The following is a 16,060-nucleotide window of genomic DNA, read 5'->3' on the forward strand; positions in this document are numbered from 1 at the left end:
CCCGTGCCCATAGCGGCGTGGAACCACCCGTTCCCATTCCGAACACGGAAGTGAAACGCGCCAGCGCCGATGGTACTGGGACCGCAGGGTCCTGGGAGAGTAGGTCGGTGCGGGGGATTTTTCCATGCGGGAGTAGCTCAGTCGGTAGAGCACGACCTTGCCAAGGTCGGGGTCGCGGGTTCAAGTCCCGTCTCCCGCTCCAACCCTCGCCCCCCCAGGCCAACCCCTGGGGGGGCTTTACTTTAGGCTCTCGTCGGAGAGCCAGTCGGCCCAGACTTCCAGGTGGGCAGCATCGGAAACGGTGAGCACCTCCCGCTCGGGCAAGAGGATGCGGGTGATGGAGGTGTTGGGGATGTGGAACCGCCTCCAGGTACTGCCCTCCAGGTCCAGGGCCATCTTGAGGGCTGCCCGGATGATGCCCCCGTGGGTCACCAGGAGGTGGCGGCCAGGGGGAAGCTCCTCCAGGAAGGCGGCCAGGCGCGAGGCCAGATCGGCCATGCTTTCCCCTCCGGGCCGGGGGGTGTGCCAGGGATCCCGGAGGGCTTCCTGGACGAACTCAGGGTAGCGGGCCTCGGCCTCTTCGCGGTTCAGGCCGGCCAGGTGGCCCACATGGATCTCCCGCAACAGGGGGCTGGTCTGCAGGGGGAGGCCCAGCACCGAGGCCAGGGGTTCCGCGGTTTCCCGGGCCCGGCGCAGGTCGGAGGCGTACAGCCCGTCAAAGGGCAGACGGCTCCGCGCCAACCTTTGCGCCAGGCGGAAGGCCTGGCCGATGCCCACGGGGGAGAGGGGGACGTCCAGGTGTCCCTGAAAGCGCTTTTTAACGTTCCACTCGGTTTCCCCGTGGCGGATGAGCCAGAGCTCCTTCATACCCACTTGACCCCAGCGCCCGGCACCACCCGCCCTATGGGGAAGCTTTCCACCAGCGCTTGCGCCCTTTCCCCCTCCCTTTCGGGCAGGACCAGGATGAGGCCCAGGCCCATGTTGAAGACCCGGTACATCTCTTCCTCGGGGATTTCCCCCAGGCGTTGCAAGTAGGGGAAGACCGGGGGAACGGGCCAGCTTCCCCGCCGCACCTCGGCCCCCAGGCCCTGGGGGAGGGCTCGAGGCAGGTTCTCCTCGAGTCCCCCCCCGGTGATGTGGGCTATGGCGTGGATCTCCACCCCCGCCTCCTTGAGGCGCAAGAACTCCCGCAGGTAAGCCCGGTGGGGGCGGAGGAGGGCGGCTTTGAGGCTTTCCCCCAGCTCGGGGACCTGGGTTTCCAGGTCCCGCCCCGCCACCACCTTGCGGATCAGGGAGTAGCCGTTGGTGTGCGGGCCGGAGGAGGGGAGGGCCAGGAGGACATCGTACGCCTGGACCCGTTCGGGACCCAGGACCTCCTCCCGCTCCACCACCCCCACCAGGGTGCCCGCCACGTCCCAGGCCCCTTCCCGGTAAACCCCGGGCATCTCCGCGGTCTCCCCCCCTAAAAGGGGGATGCCGTGAGCCCGGCAGGCCTCGGCCAAGGAGGTGAGGAGGGCGGCGAGGACGCCCTCCTCCAGGCGGCTTGCCGCCAGGTAGTCCAGGAAGAAGAGGGGGGTGGCTCCCTGGCAGAGCAGGTCGTTCACCGAGTGGTTGACCAGGTCGTGGCCGAGCCCGGAGACGTCCCCCGCCTCGAGGGCCAGGAGGGTCTTGGTGCCCACCCCGTCGGTGGTGGCCACCAGGACCGGGTGGCCCATTCCCTTGAGGGCCCTGGCGTCCCAAAGCCCGCCAAAGGCCCCGAGGCCCCGGAGGACCTCGGGGGTGTAGGTGGCGGCGATGGCCTCCCGCGCCCGCCTCAGGGCCTCGGCCTTGGCCTTTATGTTGACCCCGGCCTCCTCGTACCGCATCGCCCCTATCCTACCCCAAGGGCTTCCAGGAGGAGCCTGCGCACCAGGTCGGGCCGGGCCTGGCCCTTGGTCCTGCGCATCACCTGGCCCAGGAGGGCGTCCAGGGCCTTGAGCTTGCCTTGGCGCACGCTCTCCGCCGCTTCGGGCATGGCGGCCAGGACCTCGGCCACCACCCCCTTCAGGGCCTCCTCGTCCGCCACCACCTTTAGCCCCCGTTCCCGCACCAGGGCCTCGGGGTCAGCGCCCGTGAGGAGCTCGGGCAAGAGGCCCTTGGCCACCCGGCTGGTGATCTCCCCCCGCTCGAAGAGGCCCACCAGGCGGGCCAGGGCCTCGGGGGTGAGCTGGGTGTCCTCCAGGGCCAGCCCCCGCTCGTGGAGGAGGCCGGCCACGTCCGCCAGGAGCCAGTTGGCCAAGGCCTGGGGGGAAGCGAGCCCCAGCCCCAAGGCCTGGTCCAGGAAGCGGGCGAGGGGGGGCGTGTAGGCCAGGACCTCCGCGTCCTTTGCCTTGATTCCCAGGGCCTGGTAGCGCCTCTCCTTCTCCCAGGGAAGCTCGGGCAGGGTGCGCCCGATCTCTTCCAGCCAGGTCCGGGGGATGGGGACGGGGGGCAGGTCGGGCTCGGGGAAGTAGCGGTAGTCCGCCTCTTCCTCCTTGGCGCGCAGGGGGTAGGTTTTGCCACTTCCCTCCTCGAAGCCCATGGTGGCCTGCTTGACCCTTTCCCCCCGCCTGAGGATCTCCGTCTGGCGGCGGATTTCATACTCCAGGGCCCGCTGCACGCTCTTGAAGGAGTTCAGGTTCTTGATCTCCACCTTGGTGCCCAGGGGTTCCCCCGCAGGGCGCACGGAGACGTTCACGTCGGCCCGGAGCTTGCCCTCCTCGGGGCTCGCCTCGGAGATCCCCAGGGTCTGGACCAGGGCCTGGATGCGCTGGAGGAAGAGCCTGGCCTCCTCAGGGGTCCTTAGGTCGGGCTCGGTGACGAGCTCAATGAGGGGGCTTCCCGCCCGGTTCAGGTCCAAGAGGGTGCGGTCCTCCAGGTGGAGGCTTTTGCCCGCGTCCTCCTCCAGGTGCAGGCGCTTGATGCGCACGCGCCTTTCCCCCAGGGGCAGGCTCCCCCCGAGGCCCAAGGGCAGGTCGTACTGGCTGATCTGGTAGTTCTTGGGCAGGTCGGGGTAGAAGTAGTTTTTGCGGTGGAAGAGAAGTCTTTCCGGCACCCGGCTTCCCAGGGCCAAGGCCAGGCGCAGGCCGAACTCCACCGCCTTTCCGTTTGGCACGGGCAGGGCCCCGGGGAGGCCGAGGCAGACGGGGCAGGTGTGGGTGTTGGGGGCTGCCCCGAAATAGTCCGCCTCACAGCCGCAAAAGGCCTTGGTCCGGGTTTTAAGGTGCAGGTGGACCTCGAGGCCGATGACGGCTTCGTACATGGCCCCCAGTCTACCAGACCGTCTAGGGACCTCGTACCCTTTTTCCCCGCTTCGTTCGCTCTCCTGCTTCCAGAAATCCCCGCCAAAGCCTTTTAGCGGGGCCCCCATGCTGGCTTGCGCCAGCATGGGGTGGTATCAGCGCCTGGTTTCCGTCTCTACCCCCGCCAGGCGCATGTACTCCTTGGGGTCCACCGCCCGGGCGAGCCCCATCTCGTAGGTGATGAGCTTGCGCTTGTAAAGGTCGGCGAGGCAGGCGTCCATGGTGATCATGCCGTACTGGCCCCCGGTCTGGATGACGCTCCTGAGCTGGTGGCTCTTCCCCTCCCGGATGAGGGCCCTGACGGCGGGGGTGGCGATCATGAGCTCATAGGCCAGAACCCGCCCGCCCCCGAAGGCCTTGGGCAGGAGCTGCTGCGTCAGGACGGCCACCAGGTTGTTGGAAAGTTGCACTCTGACCTGCTCCTGCTGGTTTTCCGGGAAGACGTCCACGATGCGGTCGATGGTCTCGGGGGCGGAGTTGGTGTGCAGGGTGCCCATGACCAGGTGCCCCGTCTCGGCGGCGGTGATGGCGGCGGCGATGGTCTCGTAGTCCCGCATCTCCCCCACCAGGATCACGTCCGGGGCCTGGCGGAGCACGCTCCGCAAGGCCTTGTGGAAGCCGTGGGTGTCCGCCCCGATCTCCCGTTGGTTGACGATGGCCTTCTTGTGTTTGTGGAAAAACTCTATTGGATCCTCGATGGTCACGATGTGCACGGGCTTTCGTTCGTTGATGTAGTCGATCATGGAGGCCAGGGTGGTGCTCTTCCCGCTCCCCGTGGGCCCCGTGACCAGGACGAGGCCCCTGGGGCTTAAGGCGATCTCGGCGATGCTTTTGGGAAGCCCCAGCTCTTCGAAGCTCTTGATGGTGGCGGGCACCACCCTTAAGACCCCCCCCACGCTTCCCCGCTGCAGGAAGATGTTCACCCGGTAACGCCCTTTCCCCGGCAGGCTGAAGGAGAAGTCCAGCTCCTTCTCCTCTTCGAAGATGCGCTGCTGCTTCTCGTCCATGAGGGCGTACATGAGGCGGCGGGTGTCCTGGGGGGAGAGGGGCTCGTACTCCGTGGGGTGGAACTCGCCGTCCACCTTCAGCATGGGCGGGAGGCCCACGGTGATCACCAGGTCGCTGGCCCCCCGTTCCACCGCCAGGGTCAAGAGGTCCACGATGTCCGGCATTTTGGCCATAACTGCCTCCTATCGCTACTCAATGGTACGCGCCAGGACCTCCTCGAGGGTGGTAATCCCTTGAAAGGCCTTTTGGATGCCGTCTTCCCGCAAGGTCTTCATGCCCTTGCGGCGGGCGATCTCCTTGATCTCCGTGGCTGACTTGCCGGCCACGATGGCGTGGCGGATCTCGTCGTCCACCACCAAAAGCTCGTGGATGGCGTAACGCCCCTTGTAGCCCGTGCCGCTACAGCGCTCGCAGCCCATGCCCTTGTAGAGCTTGACCCCCAGGATCTCCTCCTCGCTGAGCCCCAGGCGGCGGAGGACCTCCGGGTCGGGCTTGACCTCCACCTTGCAGTGGTCGCAGATCCTCCGCACGAGCCGCTGGGAGAGGACGCCGATGAGGGCGGCGGAGATGTTGAAGAGCTCCACCCCCATCTCGTCCAGACGGGTGATGGCCTGGGCGGCGTCGTTGGTGTGCAGGGTGGCGATGACCAGGTGGCCGGTGAGGGCGGCCTCGGTGGCGATCTTGGCGGTTTCGGAGTCCCGGATCTCCCCCACCATGATGATGTCCGGGTCCTGCCTGAGGAAGGCCCTTAGCGCCCGGGCGAAGGTGAGCCCGGCCTGGGGGTTCACCTGGGTCTGGTTGATGCCCGGGATCTCGTACTCCACGGGGTCCTCAATGGTCTGCGTGTTCTTGTCGGGGGTGGCGATGCGCTTCAGGATGGAGAAGGTGGTGAAGCTCTTGCCCGACCCCGTGGGCCCGGTGATGAGGAAGATGCCGTAGGGCTTGGAGATCACCTCCTGGAAGCGCTCAAAGACCCCGGGGGCGAAGCCCAGACCCTCGATCTCCGGGATATCCGCGGCCTTCTTGAGGAGGCGCATCACCGCCTTCTCCCCGTACACGGTGGGCAGGGTGGAAAGGCGCAGGTCCACGTCGATGGCGCCTTCCCGGTAGCGCACGCGGCCGTCTTGGGGCAGGCGCCTCTCGGCGATGTTGAGCCCGCCCATGATCTTGATGACGCTGATGATGGGGTTCAGGGCCCCCTTGGGCAAGGTGGTGTACTGGCGCAAGGTCCCGTCGATCCGGAGGCGCACCAGGACGTCCGACTGCCTGGGCTCCACGTGGATGTCCGAGGCGTCTTGGAGGTAGGCCTCCCGGATCACCTGCTTGACGAACTTCTGGGCGGCGCTCTCGTCCAGCTCGGCGGCGATGGCCTCCTCTTCCTGGTAGCCCTTGGCGAGCTCCTTGGCCAGTTCCCCCAGCTCCTCCTTGCCGTAGAAGCGCTCGATGAGCTTGGTGATGGCCGCCTCCGTGGCCACCGCCGGGGCCACCTCGTAGTTCAGCCCCTTGCGCTTCAGGGCCAGGCGCACGTCGTCCAGGGCCAGGATGTTCCGGGGGTCCTTCATGAGGAGGACCAGGTTCCGCCCCTCCAGGTGGTGGGGGAAGACGCCGTAGCGCCGGGCCAGGTCCTCGGGGATGAGGAGGGCCGCGCTGGGGTCTGGGGGGTTTTCCTCGGGGTGGATGTAGGGGTAGCCCAGCTGGGCGGCCACCGCCTGGGCCAGGGCCTCGGGTTTTAGCTTGCCGGACTGGACCAGGGTGTCCTCCAGGCGGCCCCCGCCCTGGCGCTGCTTCTTCAGGGCCTCCTCCACGTCCTCGGGCCGGGCCAGGCCCAGCTCCACCAGGATTTCCCCCAGGGGCTTGGCCTTGGGCAGGCGTTTTTGCACCTCCAAGGCTTCCCTTAGCCCCTCGCGGCTGAGGCGCCCTTCCTGGACCAAGACCTCCCCCAGGCGGCCCTTCTCGGGGTAGGCCCGGTGGAAGAGGCCCTCCCAAGCCTGGGGCAGCGTGAGGTAGAAGTGGGCGGGGCGGCCCAAAAGCTCCTCCACCGCCTCCTTGTGCCGGGGATCGGCCAGGACCACCTCCAGCCTGCCCTCCCGGAAGGCCACGGGCACGGCGCTGAAGCGCAGAGCATCCGTGCGCAGGAGGAGGGAGGTGGCGGCCGCATCGGGCTCGAGGCCCTCGGTGGAGGGGAGGAACTCCAAGCCCTTCTGCTCCGCCAGGACGCGGTAAAGCGCTTCCTCGGGGAGCCCCTTGCGCACCAGGATGCGGCCCAGGAGGTCCCCGGTCTTCTCCTGTTCCACCAGGGCCTCCTCCAGGGTTTCCCGGGTGATCAACCCCTTCTGGAGGAGGCATTCGCCCAGCTGCAGCTCGCCCTCGCTGGGTCCTGAAGGGGGGGGAGGGAGGGGGAGGCCGAGCTCGGGGTAGTTCTTGGCCAGGGCGTAGAGGAAGTGGGTCTTGGTGGCCTGGTAGGGTTCCACCACCAGGCCCGTGAGGTCCTCCACCTCCTCCAGGGCCAGGGTGTCCAGGGGGTTGACGAAGGCCACCCGCACCACCCCCGCTTCCTCGTCCAGGGCGAAGGGGATGGCCTGCAGCTCCTTGGCCTTCTCCGCGGGCAGAAGGGCCTTGACCTTCGGGGGGATCTCCAGGGTGTGGAGTTCCACCAGGGGGATGCCGAAGTGGTCCTCAATGGCCTGGGCGATGCGCCTTTCTGAGAGGAGGCCCGAGTCCACGATGACCTCGGCCAAGGAGCCCCCCACTTCCCGGTGCTTCTCCAGGGCCATCTGCAGCTCCTCGTCGGTGAGGAGCCCGGCGTCCAGGAGGATGGCACCGAGCCTCTTGTCGCCTATGGTGAGCACGCTCATAAGGGCCCTCCCCAGGGTTTCCTAAATGGAGTTTCCAGCATGCGTATGAAACGCGTGTAAAAGAATTCCCTCTCCCGCAAGGGGGGTACCAGGACGGTGTAGGCCCCCACCAGATTGCCCCCCAGCACATCGGTGAAGACCTGGTCCCCCACCACCGCCACCTGCCGCGCGGGGAGGCCCAGGGCTTTCAGGGCCCGGCGGAAGCCCAGCCAGGGCTTCAGGGCCGGGGCGTGGCCGGGAAGGCCCAAGGCCTTTTGCACCCGGGCGAAGCGTTCGGGGAGGGCATTAGAGAGAAGGTAGACGGGCACCTCGGCCTTCAGCCCCTCCAGCCAGGCCCGGTAGGCGGCGGGAACCTCCTCCTCCCCGTAGGGGAGGAGGGTGTTGTCCAGGTCCAGGATGACGCCCTTCAGGCCCCGCTCCCTTAACCATCCCGGGGTGAGGTGGAGGAGGGAGGGAAGGACCGCCCTCGGGAAGAGCATGGTTCTATTGTGCCACGAGGGGGGTGAACCGCCCCTTAACGGGGGAGCAGGATGAGCCCCCACATCCGTCCCGTCCGCCCCCGGTCGCGGCGGTGGGAGAAGAGGGTGGGCTCGCAGTGGGTGCAGAGGCCCACCCGGTAGACCCTTTCCTGCCGAAGCCCGGCCCGTTCCGCCTGGAGGAGGAGGGCCCTTTCCAGGTCCAGAAGGTATTTCCCCGGGGCCCTGGGGTCTTGGGCGAAGGTGGGGAGGTGGGCTTTTAGGAAGGCCTCCGCCACCTCCTCTCCCACCTGGTAGCACCCGCCCCCGATGCCGGGGCCTATGGCCAGGTGGGCCTCCCTGGGGTCCAGGCCCAGGCTTTCCAGGAGCTCTAGGGCCTTCGGCAGGATGCCCGCCGCCACCCCGCGCCAGCCCGCGTGCAGGGCGGCCACCGCTCCCTTGGGGTGGTAGAGGAGGAGGGGGTAGCAGTCCGCCACCCCCACCCGGAGGAGGAGGCCCGGGGTGCGGGTGAGGAGGCCGTCCCCTTCCCAGACCCCGGGGCCCTCCACCAGGTGCACCTGGGCCCCGTGCACCTGCTTGAGGGCCGCCACGGGGGGATGGCCGAAGGCGGCGAGCACCCGCCTCTGGTTTTCCTCTACCCGCTTGGGGTCGTCCCCGGTGGCGGCGGAGAGGTTGAGGCTGGCGAAAGGGCCTTCCGAGACCCCGCCCAAGCGGGTGGTGAACCCGTGGGGCACGGGCAGCGGGGTGGTGAGGAGGGGGACCATGTCCCCATTCTGCCCCGGGAGGCGTGGGGGCACCCTACCCCTAATCTTCATAGGCTCAGGTGTATACTGGCCCTATGGTCACGGACCGGAACCAGCTCCGTTTCAACCAGGTGCTCCTCACCCTTTTCCTGCCCCTGGCGGCCCTTCTGGACCTCCCTTGGCTCGTCTACCTCCTCTTCCTCCTCATGGCGAGCCAGCACACCCCTTGGGACCTCTTGGTGGCCTTGAAGCGGGCCCTAAAGGTCCCTCCCCGTCCCGTGGAGGAGGACCCCCGGCCCCACCGCTTCGCCCGCACCCTGGGGGCGGTTTTCCTGGGGCTTGCCACCCTCTTCCTCCTCCTGGGCCTGAAGGGGGTGGGCTATGCCCTGGCCCTCCTGGTGGCCTTCTTGGCCTTCATCAACCTGGCCTTCGGCTTCTGCGTGGGGTGCTTCCTCTACCTGCACCTGCGCTACGCCCGGGCCCTCTTCACGGGGAAATAGCCTCCAGGAGCCGCACCATCTCGATGGCGGTGAAGACCGCCTCCGCGCCCTTGTTCCCCACCTTGCCCCCGGCCCGTTCCTGGGCCTCTTCCGGGGTGTTCGTGGTGAGGACGCCGAACACGATGGGCTTTTCCGTCTGCAGCATGGCCTGCATGAGGCCGGAGGCGGCCTGGGCGGCCACGTACTCAAAGTGGGGGGTCTCCCCCCGCACCACCGCCCCCAGGGCCACCACCGCGTCCACGTCCGGACGGCTTGCCAGGCGCTTGGCCACCAGGGGGAGCTCAAAGGAGCCGGGCACCCAGGCCACCAGGACCTCGGAGGGGTCCCCCCCAAGCCGGGCGTAGGCCTCCAGGGCCCCCTCCAGGAGCATCTTGGTCACCCGCTCGTTGAAGCGGCCCACGGCGATGGCGAGCCTTACCCCCCTGGCGGTGAGGATGGGGGAGAGGGTCTTGGGCTTCATGGCCTCACTATACTTTGGGGGTGGAGCGGTACTTGCTGGTGGCCTTGGGAGGGGCTTTGGGTTCGGTCCTCCGCTACGGGCTTGGCGCGTGGGTTCAGGGCCTCACCGGTCCCGGCTTCCCCTTCAGCACCCTTCTGGTGAACGCCCTGGGTAGCCTATTCATCGGGGTCGTCCTGCGGCTCTCCTGGGAAGGGGCCCTCTCGGGCGAGGCCCGGCTCTTCCTGGCCATGGGGGTGTTGGGGGGGTTCACCACCTTCTCCACCTTCAGCTACGAGACCCTGGCCCTCCTGCAGGAGGGGGAGGTCTTCCGGGCCGCGGTGTACGTTCTGGCCAGCGTCCTCCTGGGGCTGGGCCTGGCCTTTTTCGGCTACCGCCTGGGCGGGGCCCTGGTAGCCTAAGGGCATGAGGCTGGAGGGAGAGGCTAAGCTCCTGCGCATCTTTGTGGGGGAGTCGGACCGCTACGAGGGACGGCCCCTTTACGAGGCCATCGTCCTGGAGGCCAAGCGCCGGGGGCTGGCCGGGGCCACGGCCTTCAAGGGCTTCATGGGCTACGGGGCCCACTCCCGGATCCACACCGCCAAGGTGCTCCAGCTCTCCGAGGACCTGCCGGTGATGATCGAGATCGTGGACGCCGAGGAGAAGATCCGCGCCTTCTTGCCCGTGCTGGACGGGATGGTGCGGGAAGGGCTCGTCACCTTGGAGAAGGTGGAGGTCATCCGGTACCGAAGCCGGTGAGCCAGGGCCCTTTCTTCTCCCGGGGGCTGGCTTACCCTCAGGGCGTGGACCGGGTGCCTCCGGGGCAGAGGGCCACCGAGCGCTTCCCCATCCTCACCTACGGGGAGACCCCCAGGATCCCCGAGGAGGAGTGGCGCCTCGAGGTCGCGGGCCTCGTGGAAAATCCCCTCCTTCTCACCTACCCCGACCTCCTCGCTCTTCCCCAGGTGGCCCTCACCCGGGACTTCCACTGCGTGACCGGGTGGAGCCGGCTGGACGTGGCCTGGAAGGGAGTCCGGGTGAAGGACCTCCTGGAGGAAGCGGGGCCCAGGCCCGAGGCGGTGGCCGCCCTGGTGGAAAGCTACGGGGGCTACACCACCAACCTCCTCCTGGAGGACCTCTTCCGGGAGGACGTGCTCCTGGCCCACACCCTTTTCGGGAAGCCCCTCCCCCCCGAACGGGGCGGGCCCGTGCGCCTTTTGGTGCCCCACCTTTATGCCTGGAAGAGCGCCAAGTGGGTGCGCCGCATCGAGCTTTTGGACCACCTGGAGCTGGGCTTTTGGGAGCGGCTTGGCTACCACTGGCGGGGGGATCCCTGGCGGGAGGAGCGCTTCCAGGAGGGGCCCATCCCCGCCGCCAGCCTGAGGTTCAGGAGTAAAAGAACCTGATATACTAAAGCTCAAGGAGGTGGATATGTCGGCCCGGGAGCGCGCCCGCCTCGAGGTGGACGAGGCCCTGAAGGCCTACGAGGCCTGCGTGGAGCGGGAGGAGGCGGAGTACGGGGAGGAGTACGAGCGGGTGACCTTCATGGCGTACGAGGCCCCGGCCCCCGATCCCTGCGCCGAGGCCTTCCTGCGCCTCCTAAAGGCGGTGCGGGCCTACGAGGCGGCCGGGGGGCGCCGGGAGGACCTGCCCCTGGGGGCAAGGCGGGATCAGGTCTACGAGGCTTTGGACAGGGCGTAGGCCACGGGCCTGCCCTGGCGGAAGTAGTAGGCCTCCCGGAAGCCCAGGGAGGCGAGGAGGGCCTGGGTTTCGGAAAAGGCGGAGCCCACCTCCCCGGGGTGGTGGGCGTCGGAGCCCAAGACGATTCCGATCCCGAGCTCCCGGGCCCTTCGCAGGAGGGCAGGGGCGGGGTAGACCTCTCCGATGGGCTTCCTGAGCCCGGCGGTGTTCACGTCCAGGAAAAGCCCCTCCGCGGCGATGGCCTCGAGGGCGGGCTCGGCCAGCTCTAAGAGGGCCTCCTCGGGCAGGCGGTGGCCGAACTTCTTGGGCAGGTCCAGGTGGCCGATGGCGTGGAAGAGGCCGCTTCGGGCCGCCCTGGCCGCTTCCTGGAAATAGGCGCGATAGATCTCCTTGAGGTCCCGCCAGGCGTACTCCTCCTGGTGGTCCGGGTGGTCCAAGGGCCAGGCCCCCAGGTAGTGCACGCTCCCGATCACGTAGTCAAAGGGGTAGCTCTTCAAAAGGGTCCGGACGAAGGCCTGGGTCCCCTCGTGGAAGTCGGCCTCGAGGCCGATGCCCACATAGAGGTCCGGGTTTTCCTCCCGCACCCGCTCCAGGGCCAGGAGGTAGAAGGGGAGGGCTTCCAGGCGCATGCGGCTTTCGGGGTCGTACCAGGAGGGCATGGGGCTGTGGTCGGTGAAGACCAGGCCCTTAAGCCCCGCCTTCCGGGCGTGGAAGACGTACTCCCCCGGCGCCCCCTCCGCATGCCCGCAGAGGGGAGTGTGAACGTGGCTATCCACCATGGCCGGATTCTATCCGCACCACCTGGCCCTCCCAGGTGTACACCACCACCTTCTGCCCCAGGGCCTGGGAGAGATCCAGGGAGAGGAAGGGGTCCTCCACCGCCTCCCCGGCCTCCTGGACCAGGACCGGGAGGAAGGGGGGCAAGAGGTGGGGGAAGCGCCCAAGAACGGCCTCCACCCGGAAGGATTCCGCCCAAAGCCGCTTGAGGGCGAAGAGGGCGGCTTGCGGCGTGGCGGCCCCAAGGGCCCTGGCCTCTCCCCCCCTTCGCACCGCGAAGGGCCCCCTTCCCCTCAGGGCCTCGAGGAAGGCCTCCGCCCGCTCGGGCAGGAGGTAGCTCTCCCGCACCGCCCGCCCGGCCTCCTCCACCGCCCAAAGGAGCCTTTCCTCGTCTATCCGCACCCCGAAGACGCCCCGGAAGAGGTCCCTTAGGCGCTCTTCCAGGTTGTTTAGGCGGTAGAACTCCTCCTCCAGGCGCACCACCCAGGTGGGGGCCACGGGGAGGCCCAAGGCCTGGACCCGCTGCAAAAGGAAAAGCTCCCCCTCCCCTTGCGCCAGGGCCAGGGGCACGATCCCCTTCTCCCCGGGTTCCTTCATCCGCGTTCAGACAAAGCGCACCCCCTCGGCCCGGGTGACCTTGCCCTGGTAGAGGAAGGTCACCTGGCGCAAAGCGGCCTCCAGGTCAAAGGGGGTGAGGGCGCTGGTGGCGTCCTCGGGCAGAACCACATGGTACCAGCGCAAGGCGGCGGACCCCGCGGTGTGCAGGACGCAGATGTTGGCCACGGTGCCCGTGACCACCACGTGCTTCACCCCCCAAAGGTGCAGGTAGTGGTCCAGGGGGGTGCCGTAGAAGGCGTCGTAACGGACTTTCTGGACGATGAGGTCGCCGGGTTGGGGGCGCAGCTCTTCCAGGATCTCCGCCCCCCAGGTGCCCGCCACCGCGTGTTTGGGCCAGATGTTGAACTCGGGGTCGTCCTCTCGGTGCCAGTCCTGGGTGTAGACCACCCTGGCCCCCGCCCTTCTCGCCCTTTCCAGGAGAAGCCGGATGGCCGGGACGCTCCTGGGAGCCTCGGGCACAAAGAGGGCCCCTTGGGGGTGGGCAAAGTCGTTTTGCATGTCCACCACGATGAGGGCCGTCTCCTTGGCGGGAAGCTCCACGCCTTCCACCTTGGGGATCTCCGGAACCTCTACCATACCCTCATTGTGCCACCCTTGACCAGGGGGTGGGGAGGGGCTACACTCGGACGCATGAAAATACGGGACCTCCTAAGGGAACGCAGGGGGCCCCTCTTTTCCCTGGAGTTCTTTCCCCCCAAGACCCCGGAAGGGGAGGAGGCCCTTTTCCGCACCATGGGGGAGCTCAAGGCCTTCCATCCCGCCTTCGTCTCCATCACCTACGGGGCCATGGGGAGCACGCGGGAGCGGAGCGTGGCCTGGGCCCGGCGCATCCTGGACCTGGGCCTCGTCCCCTTGGCCCACCTCACCGTGGCGGGGCAGAGCCGGAAGGAGGTGGAGGAGGTCCTGGACCGCTTCGTGGCCGTGGGGGTGGAGAACGTGTTGGCCCTGCGGGGCGATCCCCCGCAAGGGGAAAGGGTCTTCCGCCCCCATCCCGAGGGTTTCCGCTACGCCGCGGAACTCGTGGCCCGTATCCGGGAGCGCTACGGGGAGGCCCTTTCCCTGGGCGGGGCCGCCTACCCCGAGGGGCATCCGGAAAGCCCGAGCCTTCAGGCCGACCTCCACCACTTCAAGGCCAAGGTGGAGGCGGGACTGGACTTCGCCATCACCCAGCTCTTCTTCAACAACGCCCACTACTTTGGCTTCCTGGAAAGGGCGCGAAGGGTGGGCATAGAAATCCCCATCCTCCCCGGCATCATGCCCATCACCAGCTACCAGCAGCTCCGCCGCTTCACCGAGGTCTGCGGGGCCAGCATCCCGGGGCCCCTCCTGGCCCAGCTGGAGCGCCACCAGGAGGACCCCCAGGCCATCCTGGAGATCGGGGTGGAGCACGCCACCCGCCAGGTGGCGGAGTTACTGGAGGCCGGGGTGGAGGGCGTGCACTTCTACACCCTGAACAAGAGCCCCGCCACCCGCATGGTCCTGGAGAGGCTGGGCTTCCGCCCGGGTCCTTTGGGGCCTGCCCCCCGGGGGGCCTAGGCCCCCCGGCCCAGGGCGTGCCCGGTTTCCTTGGCCCCGTGGGCCCTGGAGGTCCCCAGCGGGGGGATCACCCCACCGCCACCGCCTGACCAAAGGTGGCCAGGCCCACTTCCTGGCCCCTCGAGGCCAGGCGCTTGCCCAGCTCCAGGAGCTTCTCCTCCTCCCCGTGGGCCAGGAGCACCCGGGGCTGCCCGGCCAGCCACGCCAGGAGCTCGTCCTGCCCCGCGTGCCCGGAGAAGCCGCCCAGGGTGTGGACGCTGGCCCGGAGGGGCACCTCCTGCCCCAGGAGGCGCACCCGTTCGGGCCGGGCGATGATCTCCGCGCCCAGGCCGCCTCGAGGCTGGTACCCCACGAAGACCAGGGCGTTCTTGGGGTCGGAAAGGCCGTGCTTGAGGTGGTGCAGGATGCGCCCCCCCGTGAGCATGCCGCTTCCCGCGATGACCACCATGGGCCCGGGCTCGCGGCTTAGGGCCTTGGAGGCCTCGGCGCTCTCCACCACCTCCAGCCCTCGAGGGCGGAAAGGGTTTTTCCCCTGAAGGAAGTAGGCCTGCACCTCCTCGCTGAAGTAGCGCACCAGGCTGGGGTACAGGGAGAGCACCCGCTCGGCCATGGGGGAGTCCAGGTAGATGGGGGCCTTGGGCAGGCGGTGGCCGTTCTCGTAGAGCACAAAGAGGATCTCCTGGGCTCGCTCCAGGGCGAAGGAGGGGATGAAGACCTTTCCCCCGCGGCCCAGGGTGCGGTCCAGGATTTCCAGGAACTCCTCCACCGTGGCCGGGAAGGAACGGTGGGGCCGGTCCCCGTAGGTCCCCTCCGAGAGGACCAGATCCGCGTTGGGGGGGAGGGAGGGGTCGGGGAGCACGGTCTTCTGGCGGTTGCCCAGGTCCCCGCTGAAGACGAAGGTCTTCCCTTCCCCTTGGGCCACCACGAAGGCGCTTCCCGGCAGGTGCCCCGCCTGGCCCAGGGTGAGGGTGAGGGGGCCAAGCCGTAGCCACTCCCCGTACTCCAGGGGCTTCAGGTGGTGGAGGAGGACCTCCAGGTCCTCCTCGGCGAAGAAGGGTTCTTCCATGACCTTGAGGGCGTCCTCCAGGACGATGCGCATGAGGAGGAGGGTGGCCCGGGTGGCGTAGACCGGGCCCCGGTAGCCCTCGCGGAAAAGCTTGGGCAGGCGGCCCACGTGGTCCAGGTGGGCGTGGGAGAGGACCACCGCCTCCACCCCCTTGGGGTCAAAGCCGAAGGGGGCGTGGTTTCTCTCCTCCCCCCGTCCCTGGAACATGCCGCAGTCCAGGAGCACAGCCCGGCCCTCGGCCAGGAGGAGGTGGCAGCTTCCCGTCACCTCCCGGGCGGCGCCAAAAGGTACGATGCGCATGCCCTTATCTTGACACTCACCCCGGGGTGTGTTAGCCTATTCCCTCGGACAGGGTCCCATCCCCGGTCCTGCCACCCTAGCTCAACCGGTAGAGCACCCGACTTGTAATCGGGGGGTTGGGGGTTCAACTCCCCTGGGTGGCTCCAAAGGGAGCGTGGGCAGGTGCCCGAGCGGCCAAAGGGGACGGTCTGTAAAACCGTTGGCGCACGCCTACGCTGGTTCGAATCCAGCCCTGCCCACCACCAGGTGTGCCCCAGCACACCGCGCGCGGGAGTAGCTCAGTTGGTAGAGCATCGGCTTCCCAAGCCGAGGGTCGCGGGTTCGAGTCCCGTCTCCCGCTCCACGAGCTCGCGTAGCTCAGCAGGTAGAGCACACCCTTGGTAAGGGTGAGGTCGCCGGTTCGAGCCCGGCCGCGAGCTCCATCTTTTTGTCTGCCCTGGGCCCGTGGCCCCCAGGGCGGTCTTTGCGTGCAAGAAAAGAGGAGGAACCATGGCCAAGGGCGAGTTTATCCGGACGAAGCCTCACGTGAACGTGGGGACGATTGGGCACGTGGACCACGGGAAGACGACGTTGACGGCGGCGTTGACGTTTGTGGCGGCGGCGGAGAACCCGAATGTGGAGGTGAAGGACTACGGGGAGATTGACAAGGCGCCGGAGGAGCGTGCGCGGGGGATTACCATCAACACGGCGCATGTGGAGTACGAGACGGCGAAGCGGCACTATT

Annotated in this window: 19 protein-coding genes, 5 tRNA genes and 1 rRNA gene; 13 read left to right on the forward strand and 12 right to left on the reverse strand. The window is 68.1% G+C overall.

Annotation, left to right across the window (positions count from 1 at the left end; translation table 11 throughout):
- Positions 1-116 (forward strand): 5S ribosomal RNA (gene rrf / locus ACYQ0J_RS09250).
- A gap of 10 nt (positions 117-126) precedes the next feature.
- A tRNA-Gly gene (locus ACYQ0J_RS09255) sits at positions 127-202 on the forward strand.
- Positions 203-237: 35 nt separating this feature from the next.
- On the opposite strand, the gene ACYQ0J_RS09260 is transcribed toward ACYQ0J_RS09255, so the two are convergent.
- From ACYQ0J_RS09260 to pgeF, 7 genes are all read right to left on the reverse strand, one after another.
- Positions 238-867 (reverse strand): histidine phosphatase family protein, encoded by a 630-nt coding sequence (locus ACYQ0J_RS09260; protein ID WP_460171868.1) that lies wholly within the window; start codon positions 865-867, stop codon positions 238-240.
- Complete coding sequence (gene purM, locus ACYQ0J_RS09265) at positions 864-1,865, reverse strand: phosphoribosylformylglycinamidine cyclo-ligase (protein ID WP_460171869.1); 1,002 nt, start codon at positions 1,863-1,865, stop codon at positions 864-866. The genes ACYQ0J_RS09260 and purM overlap by 4 nt, the downstream gene beginning before the upstream one ends.
- A gap of 5 nt (positions 1,866-1,870) precedes the next feature.
- A complete protein-coding gene (gatB, locus tag ACYQ0J_RS09270) occupies positions 1,871-3,280 on the reverse strand; it encodes an Asp-tRNA(Asn)/Glu-tRNA(Gln) amidotransferase subunit GatB (RefSeq protein ID WP_460171870.1) in 1,410 nt (469 codons plus the stop codon).
- A 135-nt stretch (positions 3,281-3,415) separates the two neighbouring features.
- Positions 3,416-4,501 (reverse strand): type IV pilus twitching motility protein PilT, encoded by a 1,086-nt coding sequence (locus tag ACYQ0J_RS09275; protein ID WP_460171871.1) that lies wholly within the window; start codon positions 4,499-4,501, stop codon positions 3,416-3,418.
- 15 nt (positions 4,502-4,516) lie between these two features.
- Complete coding sequence (gene pilB, locus ACYQ0J_RS09280) at positions 4,517-7,183, reverse strand: type IV pilus assembly ATPase PilB (RefSeq protein WP_460171872.1); 2,667 nt, start codon at positions 7,181-7,183, stop codon at positions 4,517-4,519.
- Positions 7,180-7,662 carry a YqeG family HAD IIIA-type phosphatase gene (locus ACYQ0J_RS09285; RefSeq protein ID WP_460171873.1) on the reverse strand — a complete coding sequence of 161 codons (483 nt, stop codon included), beginning with the start codon at positions 7,660-7,662 and terminating at the stop codon, positions 7,180-7,182. Before ACYQ0J_RS09285 ends, pilB begins: the two co-directional genes overlap by 4 nt.
- A 35-nt stretch (positions 7,663-7,697) precedes the next feature.
- Complete coding sequence (gene pgeF / locus ACYQ0J_RS09290; RefSeq protein WP_460171874.1) at positions 7,698-8,423, reverse strand: peptidoglycan editing factor PgeF; 726 nt, start codon at positions 8,421-8,423, stop codon at positions 7,698-7,700.
- 74 nt (positions 8,424-8,497) lie between these two features.
- Here pgeF and ACYQ0J_RS09295 point away from each other — a divergent pair, with 74 nt between their 5' ends.
- A complete protein-coding gene (locus ACYQ0J_RS09295) occupies positions 8,498-8,902 on the forward strand; it encodes a DUF4395 family protein (protein ID WP_460171875.1) in 405 nt (134 codons plus the stop codon).
- Here the strand turns inward: ACYQ0J_RS09295 and ribH are convergent.
- Positions 8,889-9,362, reverse strand: a complete 474-nt coding sequence (ribH, locus tag ACYQ0J_RS09300) for a 6,7-dimethyl-8-ribityllumazine synthase (RefSeq protein WP_460171876.1) — start codon at positions 9,360-9,362, stop codon at positions 8,889-8,891. The genes ACYQ0J_RS09295 and ribH overlap by 14 nt on opposite strands.
- A 20-nt stretch (positions 9,363-9,382) precedes the next feature.
- On the opposite strand from ribH, the gene crcB reads away from it, so the two are divergent.
- The 4 genes from crcB to ACYQ0J_RS09320 are packed head-to-tail and all read left to right on the forward strand — an operon-like array spanning position 9,383 to position 11,039.
- Positions 9,383-9,760 carry a fluoride efflux transporter CrcB gene (gene crcB / locus ACYQ0J_RS09305; RefSeq protein ID WP_460171877.1) on the forward strand — a complete coding sequence of 126 codons (378 nt, stop codon included), beginning with the start codon at positions 9,383-9,385 and terminating at the stop codon, positions 9,758-9,760.
- A 4-nt stretch (positions 9,761-9,764) separates the two neighbouring features.
- Positions 9,765-10,097 carry a DUF190 domain-containing protein gene (locus tag ACYQ0J_RS09310; RefSeq protein ID WP_460171878.1) on the forward strand — a complete coding sequence of 111 codons (333 nt, stop codon included), beginning with the start codon at positions 9,765-9,767 and terminating at the stop codon, positions 10,095-10,097.
- A 44-nt stretch (positions 10,098-10,141) separates the two neighbouring features.
- On the forward strand, positions 10,142-10,744 hold the full coding sequence (locus ACYQ0J_RS09315; protein ID WP_460171879.1) for a sulfite oxidase-like oxidoreductase: 603 nt from the start codon (positions 10,142-10,144) through the stop codon (positions 10,742-10,744).
- A 25-nt stretch (positions 10,745-10,769) separates the two neighbouring features.
- A complete protein-coding gene (locus ACYQ0J_RS09320; protein ID WP_460171880.1) occupies positions 10,770-11,039 on the forward strand; it encodes a hypothetical protein in 270 nt (89 codons plus the stop codon).
- Here ACYQ0J_RS09320 and ACYQ0J_RS09325 read toward each other — a convergent pair.
- Genes ACYQ0J_RS09325 through ACYQ0J_RS09335 form a run of 3 tightly spaced genes read right to left on the reverse strand, consistent with a single transcriptional unit; the run spans position 11,015 to position 13,010 of the window.
- A complete protein-coding gene (locus tag ACYQ0J_RS09325) occupies positions 11,015-11,818 on the reverse strand; it encodes a histidinol-phosphatase HisJ family protein (protein ID WP_460171881.1) in 804 nt (267 codons plus the stop codon). The genes ACYQ0J_RS09320 and ACYQ0J_RS09325 overlap by 25 nt on opposite strands.
- Positions 11,808-12,413, reverse strand: a complete 606-nt coding sequence (locus ACYQ0J_RS09330) for a hypothetical protein (RefSeq protein WP_460171882.1) — start codon at positions 12,411-12,413, stop codon at positions 11,808-11,810. Before ACYQ0J_RS09330 ends, ACYQ0J_RS09325 begins: the two co-directional genes overlap by 11 nt.
- A 6-nt stretch (positions 12,414-12,419) precedes the next feature.
- A complete protein-coding gene (locus ACYQ0J_RS09335) occupies positions 12,420-13,010 on the reverse strand; it encodes a nicotinamidase (protein ID WP_460171883.1) in 591 nt (196 codons plus the stop codon).
- A 54-nt stretch (positions 13,011-13,064) separates the two neighbouring features.
- On the opposite strand from ACYQ0J_RS09335, the gene metF reads away from it, so the two are divergent.
- Positions 13,065-13,970: a methylenetetrahydrofolate reductase [NAD(P)H] gene (gene metF, locus ACYQ0J_RS09340; protein WP_460171884.1), complete on the forward strand. Its 906-nt coding sequence runs from the start codon at positions 13,065-13,067 to the stop codon at positions 13,968-13,970.
- Between the two features lie 67 nt (positions 13,971-14,037).
- On the opposite strand, the gene ACYQ0J_RS09345 is transcribed toward metF, so the two are convergent.
- Complete coding sequence (locus ACYQ0J_RS09345) at positions 14,038-15,336, reverse strand: MBL fold metallo-hydrolase (protein ID WP_460171885.1); 1,299 nt, start codon at positions 15,334-15,336, stop codon at positions 14,038-14,040.
- A 70-nt stretch (positions 15,337-15,406) separates the two neighbouring features.
- Here ACYQ0J_RS09345 and ACYQ0J_RS09350 point away from each other — a divergent pair.
- From ACYQ0J_RS09350 to ACYQ0J_RS09370, 5 genes are all read left to right on the forward strand, one after another.
- Positions 15,407-15,482: transfer RNA gene (locus ACYQ0J_RS09350), tRNA-Thr, on the forward strand.
- A 10-nt stretch (positions 15,483-15,492) separates the two neighbouring features.
- Positions 15,493-15,578: transfer RNA gene (locus ACYQ0J_RS09355), tRNA-Tyr, on the forward strand.
- A 25-nt stretch (positions 15,579-15,603) separates the two neighbouring features.
- Positions 15,604-15,679 (forward strand) — tRNA-Gly (locus ACYQ0J_RS09360).
- A gap of 3 nt (positions 15,680-15,682) precedes the next feature.
- Positions 15,683-15,758: transfer RNA gene (locus tag ACYQ0J_RS09365), tRNA-Thr, on the forward strand.
- Between the two features lie 67 nt (positions 15,759-15,825).
- Positions 15,826-16,060, forward strand: a 235-nt coding sequence (locus tag ACYQ0J_RS09370) for a GTP-binding protein (RefSeq protein WP_460171866.1), incomplete at its 3' end; no start/stop codon positions are given.

Source organism: Thermus sp. FJN-A, assembly GCF_054655095.1.